A 26273-nucleotide genomic window follows, 5' to 3' on the forward strand; every position below is an offset into this window, starting at 1 on the left:
AGCCGACCGTGGAGACAGCGGTGGAGACCGGGGCGCAGCAGGATCCGCAGGCCGGGACTGCGGCAGGCACGCTCGCAGGCACGCAGGCAGAAGCAGGCGGGGACGGAGGCGGGGGCGGGCGCGAAGCCGGTCGGGTCGCGGTCGTCCTGGGCGGGGCCTCCGGCATCGGCCGCGCCACCGCCGAGGTCTTAGCCGCACACGGCTACCAGGTCGTGGTGGCCGACCGTGACGGCACGCTGGCGGCGGAGGTCGCCAGCGGACTGGGCAGGCCACATGAGAGCGCCACCGCCGACGTGACCGACGAAGCATCGGTCGCGGGCCTGTTCGACGGGGTCCACGACCGGCTCGGCCGGCTGGACGCCGTCGTCAACAGCGCCGGCATCGGCAGCCTCGGCCTGATCGCCGACCAGTCGCTGGAGGAGTTCCGCGCCGTCGTCGACGTCAGCCTCACCGGTGGTTTCCTCGTCGCCAAGCACGCCGGGCGCCACCTCGGCCGCGGCGGGGTGCTGGTGTCACTGTCGTCGCTCAACGCCCGCCAGCCCGGCGTGGGCCTGGCCGCCTACTGCTCGGCCAAGGCGGGGCTGTCGATGCTCACCCAGGTCGCCGCCCTGGAGTTCGCCGAACGAGGCATCCGAGTCAACGCGATCGCGCCCGGCCTGGTCACCACCCCGCTGACCGCCCCCGCCGCCGCAATCCCCGGCATCACCGAGGACTACCTGGCCAACACCCCGCTGGGGCGGGCCGGCACACCGGAGGAGATCGCGCAGGCCGCCCTCTACCTGTGCTCGGACGCAGCAGCCTGGATCACCGGGGAGATCCTGGACATCAACGGCGGCGCGCACATGCTCCGCTACCCGAACATGCTCACCCACCTCGCCCGCGCGTTCGGGGACAGCTGAGATGGCCACGACCGACCCCGCAGCCGACCCCACAGCAGACCCGGCCCCGACCCCGACGCCGGCCCCGGCCTCCTCCGCGCCCGGCCCGGCCCCGGCCGCAACCGACCGGACAGCCACCGACCGGACAGCCACCGACGGGACAGCCTCCGCCGCGAACGGAGGGAAGCCCGCCGGGAGCCGCACGGGGAGCCGTACAGAGAGCCGTACGGGGCGGCTTGCCGGAACAACGGCACTGGTCACCGGCGGCGGGTCGGGCATCGGGGCCGCCCTGTGCCGCGCCCTGGCCGGCGCCGGCGCGACCGTGATCTGCACCGACCTGGACGAGGCCGCCGCAGCCCGCACCGCGGGCGGCCTGCCCGGCGCCCGCTCCGCCCGGCTCGACGTCACCGACGCGGCGGCGGTCGAGCAGGCCGTCGCCGACGTCGTGGCCCAGGACGGACGGCTCGACCTGCTGGTCAACAACGCCGGCATCGTCTTCGGCGGCGAGACGACCGAGCTGACCCCCGCCCAGTGGAACCAGATCATCGACGTGAACATCCGCGGCGTGGTGCACGGTGTCACCGCGGCGTACCCACGGATGATCGCCGCCGGCAGCGGGCACATCGTCAACGTGGCCTCGCTGGCCGGCCTGGTCGCCTCCGGTCTGCTGACCAGCTACGTGATGACCAAGCATGCCGTCGTCGGGCTGTCCCTCGCACTGCGGGCCGAGGCAGCCGCGCACGGCGTGGGCGTGACGGTCGTCTGCCCGTCCAGTGTCGACACGCCGATCCTCGACAAGGGCGCGATCGGGAGCTTCGACAGCCGAGATCTCTTCCTGAAGGACCAGGGCATTCGGAAGCCCTACGACGTCGACCGGCTGGCGGCGGACGTGCTGGCCGCCGTCGCCGCCGACCGGGCCCTGCTCATCGCGCCCCGGTCAGCCCGGATGGCCTGGCGCTTCCACCGGCTCGCCCCCGGACTGCTGCGCCGCTCGGCGGTGCGCTGGGTCGCCAACCAGCGCAGCCGGGCCGCCGCCCACGCGGCCGGCCGTTGACGGAGCCCGCAGCGCCGCCGGGGCTGGCGGGCAGCGCTGCCCGCCAGCCCCGGCGGCGCGATGATGGACCCATGCGCACGCAGAGTGGTTCCGCTTTGTCAGCACGCAAGGGCTCACGGCTGTCGATCGGCTCGGAGGACTCCGTCCTGTGCCTGTGGTCGAAGGGCTCCGTGCTCTCGATCGGCTCGATCGGCTCGGTTCTGTCGATCGGCTCGATCGGCTCGGCCGTGTCCGTCCTGAGCGTCGGTTCCTGGGCGAGCTTCGGCTCGGTGATGAGCGCCGCGTCAGGCTGGTCGGTGATGTCCTGGCGGGCCCGGTGGGCGACCCTCACAGGCGGTTCCGCGGAACCGACGTCGGGCCACCACTCCTGACTTCGACTCGACCAACCGCCGGCACGGCACGGGGCACTGCGCGGCACCGCGCAGTGTGGCAGGGCGCGGCACCGCGCAGCGTGGCAGGGCACGGCACCGCGCGGTGCGACGCAGGCTCAGGCTCAGGCGACGGCTAGGATCTCGCCGTTCGGAATCGTGATGGAGGCTCCAGGCGTGGCCGCCCACGCGCTCCACGCCCGGGAGATCCGCTCCAGATCGGCCTGGCTGGCGAATCCGCCGGCCAGGGCCTGGGACGCCATGTCCGAGCGCAGGATCCGCTCAGCCCACATCTGCCCCCACCAGCGCCGATCAGCCTCTGATTCGTACACCCAGTCGTCGTTCGTCGCCGCGACCTCGGTGAACCCGGCGTCGCGCGCCCACTGCGCCAGGTGGCGCCCCGCATCCGGTTCCCCGCCGTTCGCCCGCGCGGTACGCAGATACACATCGAGCCACTCGTCGAGCTCGGGCGGCCTCGGTGTCCACACGAAGTCGCTGTAGCTGCCGTCCCGAGCGGCGACGAGACCACCAGGGCGGCACACCCGACGCATCTCGCGCAGCGCGAGCACCGGGTCGGCGACGTGCTGAAGAACCTGATGGGCATGCACGACGTCGAACGAATCATCGTCGAACTGCAGCGAGTGGACGTCGGCCACGGCGAAGACGATTCCACCGGCGGCAGTGCCGCCGCGACGGGCAGCCTCCGCCCGGGCCAGCTCCAGTACGGACTCGCTGATCTCCACCGCCGTGACCTGCCCGGGCGCCACCCGCTCGGCCAGGTCGACGGTGATCGTGCCCGGCCCGGCACCGATGTCGAGCAACGTCATCCCGGGCCGCAGGGCCGGCAACAGGTAGGCCGCCGAGTTCTCGGCCGTGCGCCAGCGATGGGATCTGAGCACCGACTCGTGATGGCCGTGTGTGTAGGTGTTCGCGGGTGTCGTCATCGCACCTCGCCCTTCTCGCTACGGATCGATCCGTCTCTCCACACCCAGACTATCTCATAGTTCGAAACCGCAATCTCAATATTTGAGACGACGACGACGAGGACGACAGGGCGGGCGCGATCGCGATTCCCGAGCTTCGAGCTACCGCCGCTACCGAGCAGGACCTGCGGGCCGCGATCGCCAGGAAGCCTGTCGCCGACCGGCATCGATCAAGATCGCCGGGCGCTGGGCGCTGGGCGGGGAGGCTCGCATTCCGCGAACGCGGCCGACCCTCCGAGCGCCCGACACCCCGGCGCCCGGTAGCCGGATAGCCGGCAGCCCGGCAGCGCGGTTTGGCGAGTCGCAAGAGTGAACGATTTTGGTCGTTCCGACGACCAAAATCCTTCTTTCTTGCGGGTTGCCAGGCGACTCTGCACCCCTTTTGCGCCTCTTGAGGTGAATTACCGGTGCACGCGCGGCGGCGCGGGATCCTCGATGGGTGGCCGTGTGGGTGGGGTTCGCATTCCGTCAGCACGGCTCCGTCAGGCCCTTGCAGGTGGCCCGGATCCGCCGCGTCTCAGGCTTCTGCCACGGACTCCGGAACGACCAGAATCATAGGAACTTCGCGCCGCCGTCGCGGGCTGTCACCGTGGCTGCGGCTGCCGGCGAGCAGGATCTGAGGACTACGGTCGTCAGAACGACGGAACACCCGCCGATCTTCGGACTCGTCCCGACGTCGATCACGGATCGGGGCGCGCTGGTGGAGCATGAAACCGAGTGGGACGAGCCAGCACCACAGGCCAGCCAGCACCACCGGCCGGATCAGACGCAGGCCGGATCAGACGCAGGCGACCCGGTCGCTACGCCGGCCCTCGATGTCGCCACCGCTCACCGCGCTCGTGCACTGGGTGAAGATGACGAGGACCAGGTCGGGAGTCCGGGTACCACCGGCCAGCACCTGAACGCTCTGGCTCCGCCCGGTGAAGGTCACCTTCGTCCGCCCCTCGGAACCGGCCTCCTGGAAGAACTTGTACCCGGCGCCAGGCAAAGCCGCGCGATAGTAGGCGACGGCCGCGGCGGGAGCTATTCCCTCAAGCCTGATGGTCGCATCGGTCGCCTTTGCCTCGGAAACCGTCACGGTCGCTCCCGGCGGAATGGGAAAATCCGCGGGGACGATTGTTCCAGCGAGCGGACCGGTTCCCTCGGCCCCCGCCGACTGCGTCGCCGCACCGCCCCCGGCACCTGGCGCCGCGACCGGATCCGCGACCGGATCCGCAGCCGCGGCGGCTGACGGTGACGAAGCACCTCCGGCCAGCTCAACGGGTATGTCGGTCGCCCAGGCACCTGGCGATGTGGTGACGGTGCCGGCCCCGTCAGCCTCGCCGGACCCGGCCGATCCGCCGCCGCAGGCACCCGTCGACAGCACCAGGCTCACTCCGATGGCCGCAGCCATCACACGGAGCGCGCACGCCATTACCTTCATCGTATTCCCCCCGTGACCCGACCATGCTGTCAGCGCACAGCAAAGTCGACACGGCCGAAAATACACCGTTCCGCGGAAAGCCCCGCCGGCGCCGTTCGCGTTGTCGGCGGCGGTCGGCCACGCGCCGCCCGCCGCCTCGTCTATCGCGCCATCAGCACAGCGGAACCCTGGTGTCGACCCAGACTGTGTTCGACGGGCCGGAGGTCTGGCCGTTGTTGTAGAAGCCGTCCGCGTCGGAGTAGTACGCGTTGTTCCACGGCGACGATGCGATCCGGTACCACCAGTCGTTCCCGTTCGGGGTGACGTAGCCACGCACCCGGCAGGACACCTGCACCGTCTGGTGGTATGCGATGTCCGGGCCGCGCGTACCACCAGCGGTCTGGTAGTTCGTCCACGTGTGCCCGCCGTGGTTGGAGGTCTCCGAGTAGGTGGACGGCGCCGGCGGCACGGTCGTTGGCGGCACGGTCGTTGGCGGCACGGTCGTCGGCGGCACCGTCGTCGGCGGCACCGTCGTCGGCGGCACCGGCGTCGGCGATACCGTCGTCGGCGACGGGGACGGGCTCGGCGACGGCGGCGTCCGCACCGGCGGAGCCGTCGACGGCGACGGCGACGGGGTCGGAGTCGGGGTCGGAGTCGGAGCAGGCGGCGGCGTCGTCCGCACCGGTGAAGTCGTCGACCGGGTCGTCGTCGGGGACGTCGGCGACGCGCCGGGCGCTGTCGGGCGGGCCGACGACGGCTGCTGCGTTCCGGTCGGCAGCTGCGCGGGCGGCGGCGACGGGAGGGCGGCCGTCCGCGGCCGCACGGTGATGGAGACCTGCTCCGTGGCATTACCACCGCCGACGAGCTGGGCGCTGACGCTGACGGTGTAGGTCCCGGCCGCGGCCCAGGAATGGGTGACGTCGAGACCCATCCCGTTCGCGCCGTCGCCGTAGTACCAGCTGGCACTGGCCACCGGTGCTGTGTCGCCCAGCGGGACGACCCGCAGGGTCACCGCGCTGTCAGTCGTGACCTGCTGGGCGGTCACGCGGATCTCTACACCGGACCGTGCGGGCGGCCGCGCCGAGGTCCGCGGCGCAGCGGTCGGCGAGTTGCTGACCTGCGGCGCTGTGCGTGGCTGCGGCTCGGAAGCCTGCGTCGAAGGGGACGAGGACGGCACCACCGGGACGACCGGGACGACCGGCCTTGACTCGGCGGTACGCGTCGGCTGGGTCGTCCGCGCCGGGGCGGAGGTCTGCGCAGGCTGTGACGGCTGCGCCGGAGGGGATGTCTGCGCCGGGGGCGGAGTCTGCGCCGGGCCGGACGGCGTGTTCGCGGCGACGCCGGCCGCGCCCCGGTCGAACTCGTGCGCCTCGGAAGCGGTGCCGTCCGCGCGGATGACACCGGCGATGTCACGATTACGGTCGTTGTAGAACATCAATGTGCCCTGCGCGACCAGCTCGAGCGCGGCACTCGGCCCGTGCACGACTTCCGAGCGGGCCAGAACCCGCGGGCGGGCCGGGTCCGTCGTGTCCACGACGATGATCGCACCGGTGCTCAGATCGGGGATGAACACGCGCCCCGCCGCATCCTTCGGCTGCCCGAGCGTGTGACCTTCGGGTGCGATCGGCAGTGCCGCCGTGGCGCAACCGCCCGCCGCGACGTCACTGACCACCAGCACCCCCCGCTGGCTGTTGACCAGGTACAGCGCCGTCCCCCGGCTGGAGCCGATGACCTCGACCGTCCGCAGGTCGGACAGCGGCTCGACGCATGCGTGCTCGTCGCCGAGGCCGTCCGCCCCGATCGTTCGCACCGTGCCGGCGGCGAAGTCGACGAGATAGGGCTTGTCTGCCACCGTCACCAGCTGCACCAGCGCCGGGTTGCTGACCACGTTCCGCCAGACGCGGGTGCCGGCGGCGTCGATTCTGACGAGCCCGCCGGTGCCGTCGACAGCCCAGAGCCGTGCCTGGCCGTCGGCACCCGCCGAGGCGTCGCTGATCGTCGCCCCTTCAGCCATGCCGGCGGGGGCCGCCAGCGAGTAGGTCCGCACGGTCCGCAGCGTCTTCGGGTCGGCGATGCTGACCACGCCGGTCAGCCGGTCCCGGACGAAGACCGCACTGGGCGTGGCCCGGATCTCCAGCCGCGGCTGCCCATCGGCGAGCTGCCCGACATCCGCGTTTCTGGTTCCAGCGTCGACGAACGACACCGGAGCGCCCAGGTCGAACGTCGCACCATCGATGCGCTGGACGGCACCGTCCTTCAGGACGGCGAACGCGTCCGGCCCCGACTGGGCGACCGCCAACGGCTCTCCCAGGAGAGACACTCGACGGATCACCGCTGCCGACGCCCCGTCCACCAGCACTCCGGCCCAGGCGGGCGTGGATGGCAGCCAGGCGGAGCTGTCGTCCAGGTTCGCGGCCCGGGCCGGGGGTGTCCCCGGCGACCGCCAGACAGCGATGGTCACCGCGCACGCGACCAGCAGGAAACCCAGCGACGCGCGGAGCAGCCACAGCCGCCGCGGCCCCGTCTCCCTGCCAGCCATTTCACCCACCTGGGCCCGTCGAACGAATGGTTCCTGCCGGAAGGCCGGCCGCAGGCCCCGCTACCTGACCACAGGAACGGCCGCAGCCGTCATCCGTCAGGCGGGTGGCGCCCCACGCGGCTGATTATCGCCGGAGGTGCATGGCCGAGAGCAATGATCCCCCCGACGAAGTCCCCCGGATCGATGACCGGACAGAGCGCCAGCTCCCGCAGCCGCTGGTCAGACCTCGGGCCGGATTGCGTTGTCGGGGAGACGACAGGAGAATTCACCGCGCGGCATCCTCCGGACACGCGGGAGCAGTCGGGCAGGCGCAGCACCGGGATGTGCTCGTCCTGCCGATCACAGCAGGTGTCGAAGCCTCCGTGGCGCGGGCACACGATGTCGTCACCCGCCGCGCGGTAGTACAGGTCAGACGCGCGGAGTACTACGAGGGCCTCGACAACCGAGTCGACAGTGAACTCCGGCGCCCGCCCGCCCGCCCGACGAACGACCACGGCCCGGGACCGATACCTGGGTTGCAACCAGATCCTGCGCAACCCCGCCAACGCCTATCGTGCGGCGGCGATTTGTTCTCGGAGAATGTCACCGTGGCCGGCGTGACGGGCGAAATCCTCGATCAGGAGCAGGTAGACAAACCGTAGGCTGACATTGCCGGCGCGGGGGTGCGCCCTGGTGTCGTCGAGCTCGAAGTCGGCGGCGATCACGCGGGAGCGATCGCTGGCGCGCTCGAATTCGGCGATCACGTCTGCAAGGGTTTCGCCGTCGGTGACAACGAAACTGCCGTCGTCACCGGTGGCGTAGCCGTCGCATGCGGACTCGTCCAGGCCGAGCAGGGTGCGTTGGAACCAGATGCGCTCGGCGGTGGCGGCATGTTTGATCAGCCCGATCGGTGTGGTGAGTGAGACGACCAGGCGCCGCCGCGCGTCGGTCTCGGACAGCCCTCGCACGGTGTCGACGAGCGCTTGCCGGTTGCGGTCGAGCATGCTCTCCAACATGAGCCGTTCGGGTCCAGTGGTCATTCGGGGCCAAATGAACATCAATTTGCCAGCCTTCCGGGCCGAAAGGACATTGACCGATCTCTACGTCTGGTGACGCGTTTCTTACCGGCACACCCCTTGGTGCTTGTTGTGACCGGCATAGCCACCCGGCGCGATGGCGGCCGCGCCCCGCGGTCATCGGGCCCGCACCACAACCACGCCCATTTGATCGATCAGAACCCGACCGCGAAGCGCTGACCCCGGGCCTTCCACGCGCCGCCGTGGTCACCCGGTCGACACCGGCATAGGGAGGTCCGCCTCCGGCGGACCTCCGAGGGAGATCATCAGACGGCTGGCGACCCGATGCGGGAGCCCGCCGCGACGACAGATCAGACCCAGATTGATGTGACGGCCACCACATCGAGCGGCGTACGCACGGCCCGTGCGGAGCGGACCCAGGCAGACCCAACGATGGCAGACCTGTGGCCAGGAACGATACAAAAAGTGTGGATACTCTGTAGAGATGATCTACACGAAAGAGTCGGCCAAACGCCCGACCTGCGGTGATGCTCCTGCGATAGGACTCGAACCTATAACCTGCCGGTTAACAGCCGGCTGCTCTGCCAATTGAGCTACGCAGGACCGTTCAGGGCGCCATCCACGAACCTGGAACCCTCGCAGATCGTACACCAGTCACCCGGCAACCAGCTCCGGGTAGATCGGCGACCTCGCGGCCCAGATCGGCGGTCCAGATCGTGTCTGACGTCCGTCAGCCTACCTGAGGTTCCCCGGGTGCTGCCGGTGGGGTAGTAAACAAGCCTAGTGACATGCCGGAGCGCCAGCGGAGTCGGCCGCGCCCGCCCGGTCCTGCCCCCCGGGAGGAACCATGCGCATCAGGCCCAGTGTGGCCATCGCCCTTGGCGTCGGATATGTCCTGGGTGCGCGTGGTGGCCGCGAGCACTATGACGCGATCATGCGCCAGGCCCGCGAGGTGCGGGAGCGTCCCGAGGTCCAGAGCGTGGCCGGTGTGGTGTCCGCGCAGGCCGGGGCTCTGTTCCATCGGGTGCGCGCGATGCTCGGTGGAACAGAGCCCGATGTGAACAGTGCCCCGTTCACGCTCCCCCGCGACGCGCACAGCTCGAACGGGGCGGGGGTGCGAACCCACTGAGCAGCCGGCACACGCATGGCGTGAGTGGTCCGTCCGGCTCGGGGGCGCCGGACGAGCTGCTCACGCTGGTGGACCTGCTCGGCCGGCGGCACGCGCTCGCGGTCTTCTGGTGTCTTCGCGGCGGCTCGTCCTCGTTTCGGGGGCTGGCCGCGCGGGTGGGTGCGGCGGAGTCCCAGCTCTCCCAGCGGACCCGTGAGCTGCGTGAAGCGGGCCTGGTGGAGGTGGACGAGGCGGGTGAGTACCGCCTGACCAGCCACGGGCGGCGGCTCCTGGGCGTCCTGGAGCCGCTGGCCGGCTGGGCGCAGGAGTGGACATCGCTCAGCCCACGCCAGCGGGTGCCGAAGGGCTCCAGCAGCCACGCCTCGGACGAGCCCGACCGCCGGTAGGCCTGAGCAGCCGCCGGCAGGCCTGAGATCAGCCGCCGGTAGGCCCCCGGGATCAGTAGGTGCAGTTCGGTGCGGTTGGCGGGGCGGCCTCGGGTGCCGTGCCGGCCGCGCCGGCGCCTGCCCCTGCGGCCGCGGGGGCCTGGGTGCCCGGACCGGTGGCCGCGGCGGAACCGGCGTCCGCGACGGTGGACTGCGCCGCGGCGGACGGTGCGGTCACCGGGGCGTCCGTGAGGCCGTCGAAGGACGTCCCGAGGATGAGCTGCAGGCCGGTGATGCTGGCGTCGCTTTCCAGGCGTGCGCCCGGCACGAGGGCCTGCAGGGCGGTCGCCGCGTCCTGCATACCGGCGCCGTAACGGACCCGGGAGGTCACGTAGTTGCTGCTGTCGGTGGTGTTGCCCGCGTTCGTCGCCTGGTAGCCCTTGGCGGTGAGCTCGTCGACGGCGCCCGCGGCGAGGCCGGCGATGGTGGTGCCGTTGAGGACCCGCACGGTCATCGCGGCCGAGCCGGTGCCGGTGGTGGCCGCTCCGGTGGATCCGCCGAGCGGGGCGATGATCTTCTCAAGGTCTGCGGGGTTGTAGAGCTGCACGGACACTCGCTGGCCGCCGATGAGGATCTCGCCTCGCTCGTTGCCGCCCTCGGTCGGGCCCGGTGCGTGCGTCGGCAGGGTCTGCATGGCGATGCCGCCGGAGGCGATGCCCGTCAGCCGGCTGGCGAGCTTGCGAAGGTCCATGATGTCGGTGCTGTCGTCGAGGGTGAGTGCCCCGGTCGCGGTGCTGATCAGCCCTTCCAGCTTGCTGGGGCTCTTCAGCACCCCACCACCGATGACCTTGTGGAAGACCGCTCCCATGAACTGCTGCTGGCGGTGGATGCGGTCGAGGTCGCCGCCGGGCAGGCCGTGGCGCTGCCGGACGAACGCGAGGGCCTGCTCACCGTTGACGTGCACGGTCCCGGGGCCGCCCACGAAGCCGCTCATCGGGTCGTTCGTGTTGCGGCTGGTGCGGCCGTTCTCGGAGACGTACTCCTTGAAGGTCGACGGCAGGACGCACACGTCGACGCCCCCGATGGCGTCGGTGATCGCTTTGAAGCCCTCCAGGTCCATCGACACGTAGTGGTCGATGCGCAGGTTGGTGAGTGACTCGACCGTGCGGACGAGCAGCGAGGGCCCGCCGTCGGAGATGGCCGAGTTGAACTTGTTCTTGTGTGCGGCGTGAACCTTGCCGGCGCTGTCGGTGTACTTGGGGATCTGGACGTAGGTGTCACGCGGGAAGGACAGCATCGTCACGGTCTCGTCCTCGCTGAAGTGCACGAGGATCGTGGTGTCGGAGCGCTGCCCCTCGACGTCACCGTAGGCTCCGCCGCTGTTCGCCCGGCTGTCGGTGCCGACGATCAGGTAGTTGGTGGCTCCCTCGGTCTGCTCGGGACGGTCGCTGCCCAGGCTGAGGTTGACCCGGTCGGTGTTCTCGTTTACGTAGGTGTAGAACGCCCAACCGCTGGCCGTGACGATGAAGACCAGAACCGACAGCATCCCCAGGGTCACCCTGGCGAGCCGCGATGACGCGCTGCGTCGCGGAATACCACCAGCACGAAGATCGAACGGAAGCGTCCTCGGACGCCACTGTGGATCTCGTGTCGCTCCCGGCAGCCCGCTCAACCCACGGTCTCCCTCCGCCGCCCTGCTCAAACAGCGCTTGGGCCGGAAATTCTAGGCGATGCCCGACACGGCAAGACCACCCGGTGGTCCCGTCGCCGCTGGTCATCGGTCCACTTGACGTGCGGGGCGGCGTCAGTGGGGCATCGGGTGCGGCATCGGCGCGCTCGCCAGGTCCCCACTGTCCCGTCCCGCAACGTTCACCACGTCGTCGGTCGGCTGTCGACGGACAGTCCGCCATGATTGCCACTCTTTTCCCCGCTGGGGGCAACGACGCTGACGCCGTGCCGGAGCCGCCGCGCAGGTGGCGCGGATGACGCCCGGGGGCGCGGTGCACGGTGCGGCACCGAGAATGGGGACACTCCATGACCGCACCTGACCACCGGACACCTGCCACCGACGCGGGCGAAACTGGTGGGGCGATCGAGGCCGGGTCGCTCGGGTCCGCCGCGATCGGGCGCCGGGCACTGCTGCGCGGTGGCGCCGTCATCGCGACCGCGGGGACCATGGGCCTGGCTGGCGGGCTCGGCTCGCCGGCCGCGTGGGCCGGCTCAGGTTCGGCTTCGGGTTCGGGCAGCACCCCCGGGCAGGTGCTGGGTGGTCGGCCGACCTTCACCTCGGGCATCCAGTCCGGTGAGGTCACCGCCCGCAGCGGTGTGATCTGGGCGCGCTCGGACCGGCCGGCGCTGATGACCGTCGAGGTGTCCGGGACGGAGTCGTTCCGCTCGGCGCGCACGGTGGGCGTGACCCGCCTGACCGACGCGACGGACCGCACCGGCATCGTCGCGGTCGACGGTCTGCCCCCGGGCAGCGAGGTCTTCTACCGGGTGAAGCTGACCGCAGCGGACGACCCGCGCCGCGGCGGCGAGACGCTGGTCGGCCGGTTCCGGACCGCACCGGCTCGCGCCAGGGACGTGTCGCTGGTGTGGACCGGCGACGTCGCCGGGCAGGGCTGGGGCATCAACCCGGACCTCGGCGGCATGAAGATCTTCGAGACGATGCGCCGGACGTCGCCGGACTTCGCGATCTGCTCCGGTGACTTCGTGTACTCCGACGGCCCGCTCGCCGAGACCGTGACGCTCGCCGACGGAACGGTGTGGCGCAACCTGGTCATCGACGAGAAGCGCAAGGTCGCCGAGACCCTCGCCGAGTACCGCGGCAACTTCCGCTACAACTTCCTGGACGCGAACCTGAAGGCGTTCAACCGCGAGGTGCCGTGGCTGTTCCAGTGGGACGACCATGAGACCACGAACAACTGGTACCCCGGCGAGGTCCTCACCACGGACACCCGCTACACCGAAAAGCGCGTCGACGTGCTCGCCGCCCGCGCCAAGCAGGCGATGTACGAGTACACCCCGCTGCTGCAGGGCCGCGGCGACCCGAACGGCCGGATCTACCGGAAGATCTCCTACGGCCCGCTGCTGGACGTCTTCGTCCTGGACATGCGCAGCTACAAGAACGCCAACCCGGACGGCCAGAACGACCCCGCGGGTGCGGCGATCCTGGGCGCGACCCAGCGGGACTGGCTCATCGACGGCCTGAAGAAGAGCAAGGCCACCTGGAAGGTCATCGCCAACGACCTGCCGATCGGCCTGCTCGTCCCGGACGGCACCGCCATCGAGGGTGTCGCCCAGGGCGCCGCCGGCGCCCCGCTGGGGCGTGAGGTCGAGATCGCGCAGATCCTCTCGTCGATCCGCCGCAACAAGGTGCGCAACACCGTGTGGCTCACCGCGGACGTCCACTACACGGCGGCGCACCACTACCACCCGGACCGGGCCGCGTTCCGCGACTTCGACCCGTTCTGGGAGTTCGTCGCCGGCCCGGCGAACGCCGGCACGTTCGGGCCGAACACGCTCGACTCGACGTTCGGCCCCGAGCAGGTCTTCGTGAAGGCCCCACCGGCGGGCCAGTCGAACCTGCCGCCGTCCGCGGGCCTGCAGTTCTTCGGCCGGCTGGCGATCGACGGCCGTTCGCGCGCGTTGACCGCCCAGCTCATCGACGTCGCCGGGAACGTCCTCTGGTCGAAGGGCCTGCAGGCCGGCTGACCTGTGCTGACGTCTCGTCGGCGCGGTCAGCCCGCGCCGACGAGGGTGGGACCGGGCTGGGCGGGCAGCTGCCCGGCCTGGTCCTGCTGGCCAGCCTGGTCCCGCTGGTCGGTCTGGTCCCGCTGGTCGGTCTGGTCCCGCTGGTCGAACTGGGTGCGGTACAGCTCGGCGTACCGCCCGCCGGCCGCCAGCAGCTCGGCGTGGTTGCCCCGCTCGACGATCCGGCCGGCCTCGACGACCAGGATCTGGTCGGCGGAGCGGATGGTCGACAGCCGGTGGGCGATGACCACGGCGGTGCGGCCCGCGAGGGCCTCGGCGAGCGCTGCCTGCACGGCGGCCTCGGAGGTCGAGTCCAGGTGCGCGGTCGCCTCGTCCAGCACCACGACTCGGGGCCGGGCGAGCAGCAGGCGTGCGATGGTGAGCCGCTGGCGTTCCCCACCGGAAAGGCGGTAGCCCCGCTCGCCGACCACCGTGTCCAGCCCGTCGGGAAGCTCCTCGACGAGCTCCGCGAGCCGGGCCCGGCGCAGGACGCCCCAGAGCTCCTCGTCGCCCGCCTCGGGCCGCGCCAGCAGCAGGTTCGCGCGCACCGTGTCGTGGAAGAGATGGTCGTCCTGGGTGACCATGCCGACGGCCTGGCGCAGCGAGTCCGCGCCGAGCTCCCGGACGTCGACCCCGGACAGCCGCACCGCGCCCGCGCCCACGTCGTACAGACGCGGGATGAGCTGGGCGATCGTCGACTTGCCCGCGCCCGACGACCCGACCAGGGCGATCATCTGGCCCGGTTCCGCCCGCAGGGACACGCCGTGGAGCACCTCGGCGCCGCCGCGCTCGTCGAGGACGGCGACCTCCTCCAACGACGCCAGGGAGACGGCCTCGGCGGTCGGGTAGGCGAAGTCGACCTCGTCGAACTCCACGCTGACCGGCCCGTCGGGCACCGGCCGCGCGTTCGGCGACTCGACGATGAGCGGCGCCAGATCGAGGATCTCGAAGACCCGCTCGAAGCTCACCAGCGCGCTCATGATCTCGACACGGGCGTTGGCCAGGGCGGTGAGCGGTGCGTACAGCCGGGTCAGCAGCAGGGCGAGCGCGACAACCGCACCCGGCTCCAGGTCGCCCCGCAGCGCGCGGTACCCGCCGAGCCCGTAGACGAGGGCCAGCGCGAGCGCCGACACCAGCGTGAGCGCCGACAGGAACACCCACTGGAGCATCGCGGAACGTACGCCGATGTCGCGCACCCGGCGGGCCCGGCGGGCGAACTGGGCGGATTCCTCCGCGGGCCGCCCATACAGCTTCACCAGGGTGGCGCCTGGGGCGGAGAAGCGTTCCGTCATGCGCGAGCCCATGGCCGCGTTGTGGTTGGCCGCCTCGAGCTCCAGCCCGGCCAGCCGGGAACCCATCCGCCGCGCGGGCAGGACGAACACGGGAAGCAGAATGAGCGCGCACAGCGTGACCTGCCAGGAGAGGCTGACCATCACCACGAGCGTGAGCAGCAGTGACACCAGGTTGCCGACAACGCCGGAAAACGTGTCGCTGAATGCCCGTTGAGCACCGATGACGTCGTTGTTCAACCGGCTGACCAGGGCGCCCGTCCTGGTCCGGGTGAAAAACGCGACCGGCATTCGCTGCACGTGGTCGAAGACGGCGGTGCGCAGGTCGAGGATCAGCCCCTCGCCAATGCCCGCGGACAGCCAGCGGTTGAGGATTCCCAGCCCGGCTTCGACCACCGCGATCGCGGCGATCACCAGGGCCAGGACCACGACCACCCGGGGACGCGACCCGTCCACGATCGCGGTGACGACCCGGCCGGCGAGGACCGGTGTGACGACCGCCAGGACAGCCATCGCGACACTCGTCACCAGAAAGCAGCCCAGCCTGCGCCGGTGCGGCACCGCGAAGCCCGCGATGCGGCGAACGGTGGCGCGGGAGAACGGCCGCCGTTCCCGCTGCGCGTGCATCATCGAGTACATCGAGTGCCAGGCCGTGGACTCCAGGCTCATCAACACCACCACCTTGTCCGCGTCGGGATCCAGCTCTGTCGCAGGCATGGAAGCACGCCGTACCGACAGTTTCGTGTGCCCACGCGGCCGCCTCGGACGGCCGATCCCGGCCACGTGCGGCGACAGTAAGACCTCAACCGAGCTTGAGGTCAAACGCTTTTCGGGCCGGGACTGGCCAGGACGGAGCGGGCAGACCTGGATGGGGAGCCGGCGGCGCGGGCGCAGGTCGAGGCCGAAGCACGGGCGAGCCCCGCCCGCGCGCAGGCGGCACGTCGGGTGCGTGCCGGCGGAACCGACGAAGCCGTCCGCGGCGACCGAAAGGCCTGCGTATTACCTGGCCACCGGTCCTTCAACGGCCTGCTTGCCGACAAATTATGACAGAAAAGATGAACAGCCACAGACGCTGGGAAAAGGCCGGTGCGGCATGGCCGCGAACCACGGCCGAGAAGGCGGTGGCGACGAGGGCAAGGCGACTGCCGAAGCGGGCCGCTGCAGCGATTTCGGGCATTGGAAGCCACGGGTGCGACTGCGCCTTATATCGTCGGCTCGGGCCTTCGGCATCCCTGGCCGTGCACCGTGAGACGGAAAAGGCTCACTATCGATGCCATCGGGAAAGTGGGGACGAAGACGCACGAGAAGGGCGTCGAAGAAGGTGCGAGCCCGGCGGGGGAAACACGGCCGGGGCGGAGTCGACGGTGCGGCCGGTGGCCGCTCCGCCCATCCGGGGCGGATCGGGGAAGGGACAGCGAGGGAGTGTGCCCGGTCGCCGTTGACCGGACGACGTCCCTCATACCGCGGAAACGACCCGCTCAGGCGATGCGCATCGCTCGCTCGGGCTTCAGCGGAACAACCCGCAGCGTGGACACCGGATGATCAGCCATCCAGGCGACGTCGGCCTCGGTGACCCGCATCCGGCGGGCCAGCTCGGCCGTGGTCGACCCATCCTCAAGAGCCTGCCTGATCGCGGCGGCCCGGACACCGCGTAGCGCGGAACGCTGTTGGCTTGCCGTCCACATGAGCTGGTCGGCGAGCGCTGCCCGTTCGACCGGGTCGGCCACTTGCATTACGTCGTCACAGGTCACGGTGATAGATGGTTGCGTGTATGGGAAGTCTTGGCAACACCCCGGGCAACAGTGATTGCGTAGAACCGGGCTGGCGCCGTGAAGCACCCTCGACCCATCTACGGTCAGTACACAAATGCAACCGTGCGTGCGCGCGATTTTCGGGCGTGGTGGTACTCGACCGCCAGCAGCTACCCGGCACTGGCATCCAGCCACAAGAGCCTGAGGCACTGAACCTCAATGTGATGAGGGCGACGTGACGACAGCGTCGGATGAAGGCAAAGCGCGAAGGCGACAGCGCGGCGGCAGCGGTACTGACATCAGGCGCGAACCGTGGGAAGCCAGCGGCGAGGCGGCCACGGGGTGCACGGCCGACCGCCCTTCGAGCAGGGTACCGATGCACGGACCACCACCACCGCGGGATGGATTATTTTCGCCCGACACGCCAGTTCACGGCTGACCCATGCCAGACAAGTGGCCCTACACCGGACATTCATTCGCCGGAGCGAGGGCCAGCCGCAGGCACGGCAGCCGGATCACCCGCCGGCCGCCGGCCGCCGCCGCCCCACGCCCCACGCCCCGACACGCCTCTCAGTTCTCCGGAGTGACCCCGAACCAGGACACCACCTGCCCACCGAACTTCAGATCACCATCAATCTTGATCTTGCGGGTGAGGAAGAGCTTGGCCGCGTTCGCCTGACCGGTGACCACGCGAACCAGGCGGACCCGATCCGTGCGCACGGTAACGGTGCGATCGTCAGCCGGCACGGCACCGCCGGGCGGATCGATGGTGAGCTCGCACACCGCGGCGCGGATGGAGAGCGCGAAGACCCGAGTCACACCGCCCGGGCCGCCGCCGAGCTCGAACTGGACCAGTGCGTCCTCGCCCCCGGCCTTCTCGGGCTGGAAGCTGTCGCGCATCCGCGCGAACAACTCGTCGAGGACGGCGTCCCCGCGCTGCCCCCGCAGGAGCTCCTCGGTCTGGGACTCCGACAGCGAGGCCAGCCGGTCCACCAGGGTGGCCGGGTCGGCAGCTAGATCAACAGATGGATCGGACATGGTGGCTCCCTGATGCCGCGCCGATGCGGGTCGCCGGCCAGATGCCGGTACGTCCCATGATGTCGCGTCCCTCGGACGATCCGATCGGCCCCCTGTCACCCGGAAGAGCCACTCGCGGGCCCGATCAGTACCTACGCCATAATTTTTCCTGTTCAGCACGATGTACGCCGAAGTGTCGGTCGGCGGTCGGCATTCGCGGGACGCCTGCCTACCCCAGGCACCTGGGGGACGCCAGCCACCCCGAGAGACGCCTCAGGCGCATCAGGCGCCCCGGAAGGACGTCAGACGGACATCGGGAGGACATCGGATGCTCGGGCCGGCACGGATGCACGGAGAGTCAGAACGCCTACCGGGCACCTCCGGGCGGATCCGTACACAGGTCGGCCGGTGATCGGGCACCGCGCAGCCGGTGGCCGGCGGTCAGCGGCTCCCGGCATGCCACACGAATGCCCTCGAACCGGCATGTGGTTACCTCTTAGCAGCGCCAGCCGGGGTACGGGAGCGAGGATGCCGTGAAAGTCGTGGCAGTCGTCAACTACAAGGGTGGGGTAGGAAAGACGACACTCACCGCCAACATCGGCGCGGACATAGCCCGGTGGGGAAAGCGCGTCCTGATGATCGACCTCGATCCGCAGGCAAGTCTCACTTTCTCCTTCTACCGCCCCGACGAATGGCGTGCGAATCTCGCTGACGACCGGACCATCAAGGAGTGGTTCGAGGCGTGGCGCGGCGAGGCCTATGTCCCGCACCTCTCGCCGTTCATCACCTCACCGCCGGTGGTCAACTCGGCCATCAGTTACAACGGCGGCGCGCTCGGGCTGGTCGCGTCCCATCTCTCCCTCGGGGACGTGGAGATGAACCTGGCCGCCCGGCTGGGGGGCGCGCAGGCCCAGCGGTCCACCCGGTACTACTTCGACGTCTATCAGCGGCTCGTCACCGGCCTGGCAACGCTGCACCCGCACGATTACGACCTGGTTCTCATCGACTGCCCGCCGAACTTCGGTGTCATCACCCGCACCGCGATCGCCGCCTGCGACCACCTGCTGATCCCGGCGCGGCCGGACGAGCTGTCGACCCTGGGTATCGAGCATCTCCTCAGCCGGCTGCATCGCTTCACCTGGGAGTACAACCGGGTGGCCGGGCTGCAGTCGGACCGGCATCCGGAGGTCAAAAGGCTCGACCCGCGGATTCTGGGCATCGTCTTCACCATGGTGCAGTACTACGGCGGCCAGCCCATCAACGCCATGCAGCCGCACATCGACCTGGTGCGCAGCCTCGATGTCCCGGTTTTCGAGGCAATGGTCCGGGAGAGCAACACCTACTTCGCCGGAGCGGCCGGTACGCGGCTGCCCGTGGTACTTTCCGAGCGCATACCCCGGGCGCTGGCGGTGGAGTTGCGCGCCCTTGTCGACGAGTTCCTGCGGCGGATCGGGGCGGCGAACCGTGGGTACTGACACCGGGATATCCCCGCGCGCGGTGGCCCGTGACGCCCCGCTCGGGGCGACGGACCCGGCCGACATCGGAATTCTCGTACTGAGGCGTCTCTCGGAGCTGCTGGCCACCCTCGACGCACGGCAGGTCGGCGACCTCGCGACCGGCCGCGCCCGTCTCACGGTGGTGCCCGTCGCACCAGACGCCGTCGAGGCGAGCGACGCGGGCAACACCGGTCCGCGCAGCGCGGAGCCGCGCGGCAGCGCGACGGCTGCCGCCCGGGCGGCCAGCCACCGCCCGCGCCGGGCCGCCGCTGCCACCCGACACGGCGGGCCGGTGGAGCCGCCCGCGGGGGCGATGCTGGCGGCGCTGGGCCGGTCGCTGCGGGCCGCCCCCAGCCGAGAGGCCGCCATGGGGCTGATCGACGACCTGGGCCCGCTCACCGTCCCGGCGCTGCGGAAGTTGGCGGCCGACCTGGAAATCAAGGGTGTCCTCGGGCGTGATCCCCGACCGGCCGTGCTGCGGAAGATCGTTGAAGGGACCGTCGGCCAGCGGCTGCGCTCGGAGGCGATAGCCGCCCCCGACCGGACCTGACCGCCCCGGGCACCGGGCACCGGGCACCGGGCCCAGGCACGCGGGCCGGCGACCTACCAGAACTTCCCGCCCTGCCAGCCCTACCAGCCCTACCAGCCGGGCATCGTGATCCGGATCGCGGTCGGGCGCTCCGGATCACGTCTGCGCACCGTGCGTACGACCTTCGACGTCGCCGCCACCAGCGGGGCCGCCAACCGGTATCGGCGGTTCACCATGGCCCGGGTCGCGCCGGTCCGCTCCGGCACGATCTCCGCCATGACCTCGATCGGGCCTTCCGAGGCCCGCCCGCGGGCGTCGCACGGGGCGACGGTCGCCCGCGGCGAGCTGCGCAGCCGGCGTGCCTTCCCGCTGCTCTCGTCCGTCAGGACCAACAGTTCCGCGCCGTTGACCACGAACCAGACCGGCGTCGAGACGGGACGTCCGTCCTTGCGGAACGTGGTCAGAGCGAGATACTTCGCGGTTTGGGTCCACGCTGGCAGTGTCACGGTTGACGGCATGGCGGGAACCGTAGTCCGCACCCGGCCGGGCGTCCCGCCGCCCGGCCGGTAAGCCCGAAGGATCCACGCGCCACGGCCGCCCCGTGTTCAGCTGCCGCCGGGCCGCGCCGGCATCAGCCAGGGGGTCGGAAAGCGCACGGAAGCCCGTTACTGCTCACTTCGCGCGCGACCGACAGGAGTAGGCTGCAAAATGCATGTGCAAACCGACCGATTCCGACCGGCACACCACACCCCCTTGACAGCATGCACCCCTTTGACACAATCGGGCACCCGACAAACATCCCGACGTTCGAACGCGGAGCGGGCAACAGTGGACCGAGCCCATATAAGCAGCATCGGCCCAGGTCACAGCACCCCCCGAGCAGAGTTCAGGTCCGGCCCTTCGCGGTCCGGCCAGTACTCGGAACACGGAAGCGTTGAGGTCCAGCAAAGACAAATATCGTCTAGCTATTTGCACTAAAAATGAACCGGCTCGCGGCAGGACCCCCGCGCAAGCTGGCCAGCCGTGGAATCGACCCCGAACGTCCCGGCCCGAGCCTGCCCGGCCCAGCGCGGGGCGTCCCTTATGGGTTCGATGCCCCAGCGGGGACACTGTGGCGGCGCCTGCACCGGCGCCAAGGAAAGGCACAAAATGGTACAGGCGGCCAGAAAGCAAAGATCGGACAAAGGGCGCGTACGGGTAAACGCGCGGGACTTTCGATGCCTGACCTGGTTGTTGGAGATGGGTTCGGCCTACGAGGATGACCTGGCAATCGTGCTCGACCCCGCGATGCAGACCTCCCGCGACGCGGCGCGGGCGGTGGTTCGGCGCTGGATGCAGGCGGATCTGGTCCACGCGGACGGCCTGTTCGCCAACCGGGGCCGGATCGTCCGCCTCACCGAGAACGGTGCGCGCCTCGTCGGCGAGGTCGACCACCGCGCCGACGAGCCGGTGACCGCGGCCGTGCATGCGGCCGAGGCTGCACGGACCCGGCTGCTCCTGGAACACCAGACACCGGTGGCGGGCGTCGCGGTCGTCGGCTGGGTGAGCCCGCGCCGATGGCGCGCGGAGAACGAGGCGGTGGTCGCCGCCGGCGCGCTCGTGCCGGACGGCGTCGCCCGCCTCGCCGACGGCTCCAGCGCCGCCGTCCAGGTCGAACGGGTGTTCCGCGAGATGCCCTCGGTGGTCACCGCCGCCGTGGACCTGCTGCGCAGGTTCCCTCGGGCGATCTACGCGGTTCCGTCGATGATCGACGGCTTGCCTGGCCTCGTCGAGGCCGCGCTGAACCAGGCAGTCGGGCAGATCCGAGCGGACGGGTCGGTACCCGGCACGCCGACCTTCGTCCAGATACCCGACCGCCTCGTCCCAAACCGCACCAGCGTCACAGCTGAGGAGACGGGCAATCTGAGGACCACACGGCCAGGGACCGCCTCGCGGCAAGGTCGCCCTTGGCCCTAGCTGACGGTTGGCGGCCGGGCTGGGCCTGGTCCGGCCCGGAACGCGGCGATGGCCGGGAACGGACATAAAAAAGGCCGCCCGGGGTACGGGGGGATCCCCGGGCAGCTGGTACATGTTTGCACCCTCGTGCCGTCCAATGCAATGGGGCGGCGGCGATGGCTGGTCACACTCGGCCCGACCAGCGCGAAGAGTGTTCGTCCGACTACACTCGGCAAATCCAGGAACCCACACAGCCGCGGTTCGGGCACGCTGGGACAGCGCCATCGGCGGGGCGTAATCGTCGGCGCAGGCGTCGGTCGGCGATCATCGGCCGACCGTCCAGGCTTCGGTTCCCTAGGCGGCCACTGTGGCGGCCGCCAGCGGAAGGACCACATCGGGAAACCGGTGGATCAACGTCGCGGAGATCGTCTTCTCCCCGCTCTCGCCGAAGACCTCCGCCAGGACCGCGCAGCGCCTCCGGTCGAGCCGGCCGGCCCGGTGCAGGCCTCGCAGCCGCAGCAGGCCCGGCAGGTGGGACTCGATGGCGCACTGGTCCGGGCGTGGTGCGCCGCCCAGCCAGGCGTCGAACTCGCCGCCGGTCATGACCTCCCAGACGACGGCATCCGCGACGGCGCCCGTGGCATCCGTGACGGTGACCAGATGCGGCACGCGGACCAGCTCGGCCAGGCCGGTCAGGTCCGGACGGGTGCCGGAGGTGACGACGTGGACCTGCCGCTCGGCACGCAGGAACACCGATCGCAGGTGCGAGGCGAAGGCCAGCGCCAGGGCGCTTCGGCCGGGCAGGCCGCCATGCTCGTGCATCACGACCGCGTCGACACCCGGCCCGCGGACCCGCTCGGCGGCGGCCCGCGCCAGCCAGCTCGGTTCCACGATGTCGAAACTCACCTGTGTGCGGCGCCGCTCCAGCAGGGTATCGACGTCGGCGGGACCTCCCAGCCGGGCCACGGCCGGGTCGGGCAGCCACCGGCAGACGATCAGACCGTCGGCCCGTGGCAGCGACAGGAGCGGGAGATCCCCGGACGTGAAGATCCGATCGGTGATCGGCGGCGTCATTCGGCTCTCCGGTGCGCGCACAGGGCATGGCAGCGCTCGCGGCAGCCCCGGCGGGTCGAGGTCGAATCGGTAGGTGTCGAACCCAGCCGCGACGCGGCGGTAGGACGCCGCAGGATCAGCGGCAGGCAGTCGAGAAGGCCCGAGCCGGCAGGAACCTGCCAGATCGCTGCCGTACCGGCTCACACCAACAACCTCCAGACAGGCCGCACAGGGCTCGTGGAGACCCGTGCATGGCTCAGCGGGAAAACCGCGGCGGGGAGATCCGCCAGCCCCTGACGAGATCGCCGACCGGACGCCGGTGTCCGGTCGCGACCCAGCGGGGCGGACTACCTCGAGATCGCAAGATCCCGTCGTAGCGCCGAGCAGTCGGCTGGTCCCCGCACAATCCGGTTACCCGCTAGTCGGCGTTGGTGCGTTAGCAGGTGGTGCACTGGCGATGGCACGGCGTTATCAGTGCTGCACTTACAGGCGATACGGGTTACAGGTGGTGCGGTTACAGGTAGTGCGACCGGGGCCCCGCCCCGGCTTTTCCGAGTACCCGCCCAGGACGGGGATAGAGCGTGGTTCACGGTGACCGCCACCCCCAGAGGCAGTCCCCCGGTACTCACCGAGTACCGACACGGTCGTTCCCATCAGATGAGCAGGTTGTCGAAATCCCCATCCTTGGCACCGAGGATGAGTGCCTCAATCTCGGCCCGCGTGTAGACCAGAGCGGGCCCGTCGGGATGCCTGGAGTTCCGAACAGCCACAGCGTCTCCGGGTAGCCGCGCCATCTCGACGCAGTTGCCCTGGGAGTTACTCCGCCGGCTCTTCTGCCACGTGACCCATTGAAGTGCTGTGGCCGGCATACCACTGTAGATCTTGGACAAGGTCGATCTCCTGAAGTTCCTTCGTCCGGAGCCAGGCGAGTGCTACCGAGGGTCTGGGAGCCTTTTCTCTCAGGCGGCTCACGGCTCGCCCGCGGCCACGAAACCGCCCCACGCGCAAGGGGTCCAAGCCGACGAGAGGCCTCGTCCTACCTCCCTCCGGGGGTCAGCTCGTGCGCTTGCACGGACTTCGGCTCACGATACAGCACGCGCGTGTGCACGTGCATCGGACCGCTATCCATGTGCACACGACGCTCGCCTGCCGCATCCAGCGTTCGCTCACGAGGCCCCCACCTCCCCCACCGTGCCACCCCTTTGAGACAGCAAAGCAACACAGGATCAAAGTTCAGGCACCGTGAAACGACCAGGCCACACCCACCGGCAACCAGTTCACACCGACCATGACAGCGCGGCATCCGCAGCCTCCGGCCCACCGCGGGCTCCACGAGGGGCGACGAGGAGGCCGGGAGCAACCAATCGAAAGTCCGCGGCCGGCGCCGATCTCCACCCGACCCACGACGGTCCTGGTGAACACGGCCCGCGGGGGTAACCCGTTCGACGCGACTCCATCGCAGCCGGTTACCCGATCGTGCCCTCTCGACCCGGATGCCTCCGATGACGAACGACTCCCCCGCACGCCACGGAAATGGCACCGGCATACGCCCCGCGGATGCCGCGATGTGTGCTCCGAGCTGGGTTGCGGGCACCCGGCCAGCTCACCGCGGCCTCCTCGACAGGGCGGCGGCGGCCCACCTTCCAGGCAACGACGAAGGTCCCCTCACCCGCCGGACGCGCCACGGCGAGCCTGTACGGTCAACACGCCGTCCGACTCCAGCGGGTACACCGGGTCCGCACGCCGGGTATTCGCCGGGCCGGCAGGATGTGACACCGCAGCAGCGTGAAGCGGCACGGTGCCGACCGGCCTGCCGAGATGACAGCACCGAATGAACGGCGCCCCACATGAACAACACAGAAGGACAACGGAAGGCGGTGCGCGCCATGCGGCCGCGGGCGGCTTCGCGGCCCGACAGTGGAAGAGGACACGCGCCGTTGCGGAAAACCCTCCGGCGGAGCACTACTGCTCGACCACAGCGTGACCCTTCTGCCACAGTGAGGTTCCGGCAACACCGACCGGTTCGAGGGGGTTCGGAGACAGGCCCCGGGCCAGGCACCTGGCCTGTGCGCCGGCCATGGCAAAGAAGCCTCCCCGGGATGGTGGCGTCCTTGCAGGAATCAGCGACCGACCCATCCGACCGGCCGGGCCGCCATCGATGCCGCAGCCACCCGGTCGCGCCTCCCCCGACACGGTCCACGTCGAGGAGGAATGCAACGGTGTGTGGGCGGCAATGAAACAGGCGGTACTCGGAAGGGCCTGATCACGCCTGCTTGTGGCTCGTCAAGCCGAGCCGGTGCCGAACACTCAACGTAAACCGTGTATACGTATCTAGTTCACAGCGCGAAGGCGGAACCGGTTGAACCGGGTCGAGAGGCCGCGGGGTGAACGAGGGCAGAAGATCGAATGACGTACTCTTGTATTGACCTATGTCAAGGGGGCCGACAGTGACCAGCACTCAGCCGGGAGGCGGTCCGACCGTCCGTCGGATCCTGCTCGGCTCGCAGCTGCGTCGCCTTCGGGAGGAAAAGGGCATAAGTCGCGAGGACGCCGGCTACCACATCCGGGCCTCCGAATCGAAGATCAGCCGGATGGAGCTGGGCCGGGTCAGCTTCAAGGGCCGCGACGTCGAGGACCTGCTCACCCTGTATGGAGTCACCGACGAGGACGAACGCGAGCCGCTACTGACCCTCGTCCGCGAGGCGAACCGCCCGGGCTGGTGGCACGGCTACGGCGACGTCCTGCCGAACTGGTTCCAGCCCTACATCGGGCTGGAGGAGGCGGCGCAGCTCATCCGAACCTATGAGCTGCAGTTCATCCCAGGCCTGCTCCAGAGCGAGGAATACGCCCGGGCCGTCATCACCCAGGGCAGCGCCGGCGACCCCCAGGACGTCATCGAACGCCGGGTGAGCGTGCGCATGAACCGGCAGAAGATCCTCTACCGTGAGCACCCACTCCGGCTGTGGGTGGTGATCGACGAGGCCGCGCTGTGCCGGCCGATCGGCGGCCCCAAGGTGATGCGTCGCCAGCTCGAACACCTGATCACGATGTGCGCGTTGCCGAACCTGACGCTGCAGGTCATGCCGTTCACCTTCGGCGCCCATGCGGCGGAGGGCGGCGCCTTCACGATCCTGCGTTTCCCCGAGTCGGACCTGCCCGACGTGGTCTACCTGGAGCAGCTCACCGGCGCCGTCTATATGGATAAAAGGGAAGAAGTAGACATTTACGCAAATGCGATGAACCGTCTCACGGTGGACAGCCCGCCGCCGGCCGCCACACCCGATCTCCTGAACCGGATCGTCGCCCAGCTCTGAACCACCGCGCCGCCCGCCGCCCCTGCCGCTCGATCGGCTGGTGGGCCGGTCCGCCGGTCGGCCTGATATCCGCCCACGCCTGCGCCGATCTGGATCCGCGCAGCTCCGCATGGTTCCGCTGTGCATGGAACCGCCGCGTGGAACCGCTCAACCCGGCTCCGCCGCGCCCGACCCGGCTCCACCCGACCCGGCTCCACCCGACCCGGCTCAGCCCGGTCCCGCCCAGCCGGCCCTGGCCCGATCCGGCCGTGACATGCCAACCCGGCATATCGCCCCGGGTGCGAGGGCACAGCGGGCGCGCCGCGGCCGCGAGCAGTGCGAACGCCGCCCGTCCAGGGTCCTGGCCAGGTGCTTTGCATGAAAAGGACAGTGGGTCACCCGGACCATCCCGGCTTGGTATGA

General features: G+C 70.2%; 21 protein-coding genes and 1 tRNA gene. 10 read left to right on the top strand and 12 right to left on the bottom strand.

What is annotated here, in order from left to right; translation table 11 throughout:
* The first annotated feature begins 8 nt into the window (after nucleotides 1-8).
* The 3 genes from ACG83_RS04770 to ACG83_RS04780 all read left to right on the top strand — a co-directional run bounded on the left by ACG83_RS04770 (nucleotide 9) and on the right by ACG83_RS04780 (nucleotide 2303).
* A complete protein-coding gene (locus ACG83_RS04770; protein WP_235497647.1) occupies nucleotides 9-899 on the top strand; it encodes an SDR family NAD(P)-dependent oxidoreductase in 891 nt (296 codons plus the stop codon).
* A 1-nt stretch (nucleotide 900) separates the two neighbouring features.
* Nucleotides 901-1932 (top strand): SDR family oxidoreductase, encoded by a 1032-nt coding sequence (locus ACG83_RS04775; protein ID WP_116437387.1) that lies wholly within the window; start codon nucleotides 901-903, stop codon nucleotides 1930-1932.
* Nucleotides 1933-2003: 71 nt separating this feature from the next.
* Nucleotides 2004-2303, top strand: coding sequence for a hypothetical protein (locus ACG83_RS04780; RefSeq protein WP_054564884.1), 300 nt, complete (start codon nucleotides 2004-2006; stop codon nucleotides 2301-2303).
* Nucleotides 2304-2425: 122 nt separating this feature from the next.
* Here the strand turns inward: ACG83_RS04780 and ACG83_RS04785 are convergent, their stop codons facing one another.
* The 5 genes from ACG83_RS04785 to ACG83_RS04810 all read right to left on the bottom strand — a co-directional run bounded on the left by ACG83_RS04785 (nucleotide 2426) and on the right by ACG83_RS04810 (nucleotide 8843).
* On the bottom strand, nucleotides 2426-3244 hold the full coding sequence (locus ACG83_RS04785; protein ID WP_054564885.1) for a class I SAM-dependent methyltransferase: 819 nt from the start codon (nucleotides 3242-3244) through the stop codon (nucleotides 2426-2428).
* An 817-nt stretch (nucleotides 3245-4061) separates the two neighbouring features.
* The gene (locus tag ACG83_RS04790) at nucleotides 4062-4706 is read right to left on the bottom strand and encodes a hypothetical protein (RefSeq protein ID WP_054564886.1); all 645 of its coding nucleotides are present in this window, start codon (nucleotides 4704-4706) and stop codon (nucleotides 4062-4064) included.
* A gap of 151 nt (nucleotides 4707-4857) precedes the next feature.
* Nucleotides 4858-7224, bottom strand: a complete 2367-nt coding sequence (locus ACG83_RS04795; RefSeq protein WP_054564887.1) for a PKD domain-containing protein — start codon at nucleotides 7222-7224, stop codon at nucleotides 4858-4860.
* A gap of 548 nt (nucleotides 7225-7772) precedes the next feature.
* Nucleotides 7773-8261 (bottom strand): DinB family protein, encoded by a 489-nt coding sequence (locus ACG83_RS04805; RefSeq protein WP_054564889.1) that lies wholly within the window; start codon nucleotides 8259-8261, stop codon nucleotides 7773-7775.
* Between the two features lie 509 nt (nucleotides 8262-8770).
* Nucleotides 8771-8843: transfer RNA gene (locus tag ACG83_RS04810), tRNA-Asn, on the bottom strand.
* 244 nt (nucleotides 8844-9087) lie between these two features.
* On the opposite strand from ACG83_RS04810, the gene ACG83_RS04815 reads away from it, so the two are divergent.
* Together ACG83_RS04815 and ACG83_RS04820 are read left to right on the top strand one after the other, a co-directional pair.
* Nucleotides 9088-9369, top strand: a complete 282-nt coding sequence (locus ACG83_RS04815) for a hypothetical protein (protein WP_054564890.1) — start codon at nucleotides 9088-9090, stop codon at nucleotides 9367-9369.
* Between the two features lie 20 nt (nucleotides 9370-9389).
* A complete protein-coding gene (locus ACG83_RS04820; protein WP_054564891.1) occupies nucleotides 9390-9755 on the top strand; it encodes a helix-turn-helix domain-containing protein in 366 nt (121 codons plus the stop codon).
* A 52-nt stretch (nucleotides 9756-9807) separates the two neighbouring features.
* Here ACG83_RS04820 and ACG83_RS04825 read toward each other — a convergent pair whose 3' ends face one another.
* Complete coding sequence (locus ACG83_RS04825; protein WP_235497651.1) at nucleotides 9808-11280, bottom strand: LCP family protein; 1473 nt, start codon at nucleotides 11278-11280, stop codon at nucleotides 9808-9810.
* Between the two features lie 488 nt (nucleotides 11281-11768).
* On the opposite strand from ACG83_RS04825, the gene ACG83_RS04830 reads away from it, so the two are divergent.
* A complete protein-coding gene (locus ACG83_RS04830; protein WP_083473020.1) occupies nucleotides 11769-13448 on the top strand; it encodes an alkaline phosphatase in 1680 nt (559 codons plus the stop codon).
* Between the two features lie 26 nt (nucleotides 13449-13474).
* Here the strand turns inward: ACG83_RS04830 and ACG83_RS04835 are convergent, their stop codons facing one another.
* The 3 genes from ACG83_RS04835 to ACG83_RS04845 all read right to left on the bottom strand — a co-directional run bounded on the left by ACG83_RS04835 (nucleotide 13475) and on the right by ACG83_RS04845 (nucleotide 17565).
* Nucleotides 13475-15445: an ABC transporter ATP-binding protein gene (locus ACG83_RS04835; protein ID WP_054565424.1), complete on the bottom strand. Its 1971-nt coding sequence runs from the start codon at nucleotides 15443-15445 to the stop codon at nucleotides 13475-13477.
* Between the two features lie 809 nt (nucleotides 15446-16254).
* The gene (locus ACG83_RS04840; protein WP_006544861.1) at nucleotides 16255-16509 is read right to left on the bottom strand and encodes a hypothetical protein; all 255 of its coding nucleotides are present in this window, start codon (nucleotides 16507-16509) and stop codon (nucleotides 16255-16257) included.
* A 588-nt stretch (nucleotides 16510-17097) separates the two neighbouring features.
* Nucleotides 17098-17565 (bottom strand): SCP2 sterol-binding domain-containing protein, encoded by a 468-nt coding sequence (locus ACG83_RS04845; protein WP_006544860.1) that lies wholly within the window; start codon nucleotides 17563-17565, stop codon nucleotides 17098-17100.
* A 512-nt stretch (nucleotides 17566-18077) separates the two neighbouring features.
* Between ACG83_RS04845 and ACG83_RS04850 the strand changes: the two genes are divergently transcribed.
* Both ACG83_RS04850 and ACG83_RS45240 read left to right on the top strand, forming a co-directional pair.
* A complete protein-coding gene (locus tag ACG83_RS04850; RefSeq protein ID WP_006544859.1) occupies nucleotides 18078-19019 on the top strand; it encodes a ParA family protein in 942 nt (313 codons plus the stop codon).
* Nucleotides 19009-19590, top strand: a complete 582-nt coding sequence (locus ACG83_RS45240; protein ID WP_116437388.1) for an oxidoreductase — start codon at nucleotides 19009-19011, stop codon at nucleotides 19588-19590. The genes ACG83_RS04850 and ACG83_RS45240 overlap by 11 nt, the downstream gene beginning before the upstream one ends.
* Before the next feature lie 89 nt (nucleotides 19591-19679).
* On the opposite strand, the gene ACG83_RS04860 is transcribed toward ACG83_RS45240, so the two are convergent.
* Nucleotides 19680-20087, bottom strand: a complete 408-nt coding sequence (locus ACG83_RS04860; protein WP_054564894.1) for a PPOX class F420-dependent oxidoreductase — start codon at nucleotides 20085-20087, stop codon at nucleotides 19680-19682.
* Nucleotides 20088-20808: 721 nt separating this feature from the next.
* Here ACG83_RS04860 and ACG83_RS04865 point away from each other — a divergent pair.
* Nucleotides 20809-21525: a hypothetical protein gene (locus tag ACG83_RS04865; protein WP_083473021.1), complete on the top strand. Its 717-nt coding sequence runs from the start codon at nucleotides 20809-20811 to the stop codon at nucleotides 21523-21525.
* Between the two features lie 333 nt (nucleotides 21526-21858).
* Here the strand turns inward: ACG83_RS04865 and ACG83_RS04870 are convergent, their stop codons facing one another.
* Nucleotides 21859-22578 carry a hypothetical protein gene (locus ACG83_RS04870; RefSeq protein WP_054564896.1) on the bottom strand — a complete coding sequence of 240 codons (720 nt, stop codon included), beginning with the start codon at nucleotides 22576-22578 and terminating at the stop codon, nucleotides 21859-21861.
* Between the two features lie 632 nt (nucleotides 22579-23210).
* Nucleotides 23211-23447 (bottom strand): DUF397 domain-containing protein, encoded by a 237-nt coding sequence (locus tag ACG83_RS04875; RefSeq protein WP_006545546.1) that lies wholly within the window; start codon nucleotides 23445-23447, stop codon nucleotides 23211-23213.
* Between the two features lie 1557 nt (nucleotides 23448-25004).
* On the opposite strand from ACG83_RS04875, the gene ACG83_RS04880 reads away from it, so the two are divergent.
* Complete coding sequence (locus ACG83_RS04880; RefSeq protein WP_054564897.1) at nucleotides 25005-25871, top strand: helix-turn-helix transcriptional regulator; 867 nt, start codon at nucleotides 25005-25007, stop codon at nucleotides 25869-25871.
* The last annotated feature ends 402 nt before the right edge of the window (nucleotides 25872-26273 follow it).

The sequence above is a fragment of the Frankia sp. R43 genome, assembly GCF_001306465.1.
Taxonomy (GTDB): Bacteria; Actinomycetota; Actinomycetes; order Frankiales; family Frankiaceae; genus Parafrankia; species Parafrankia irregularis.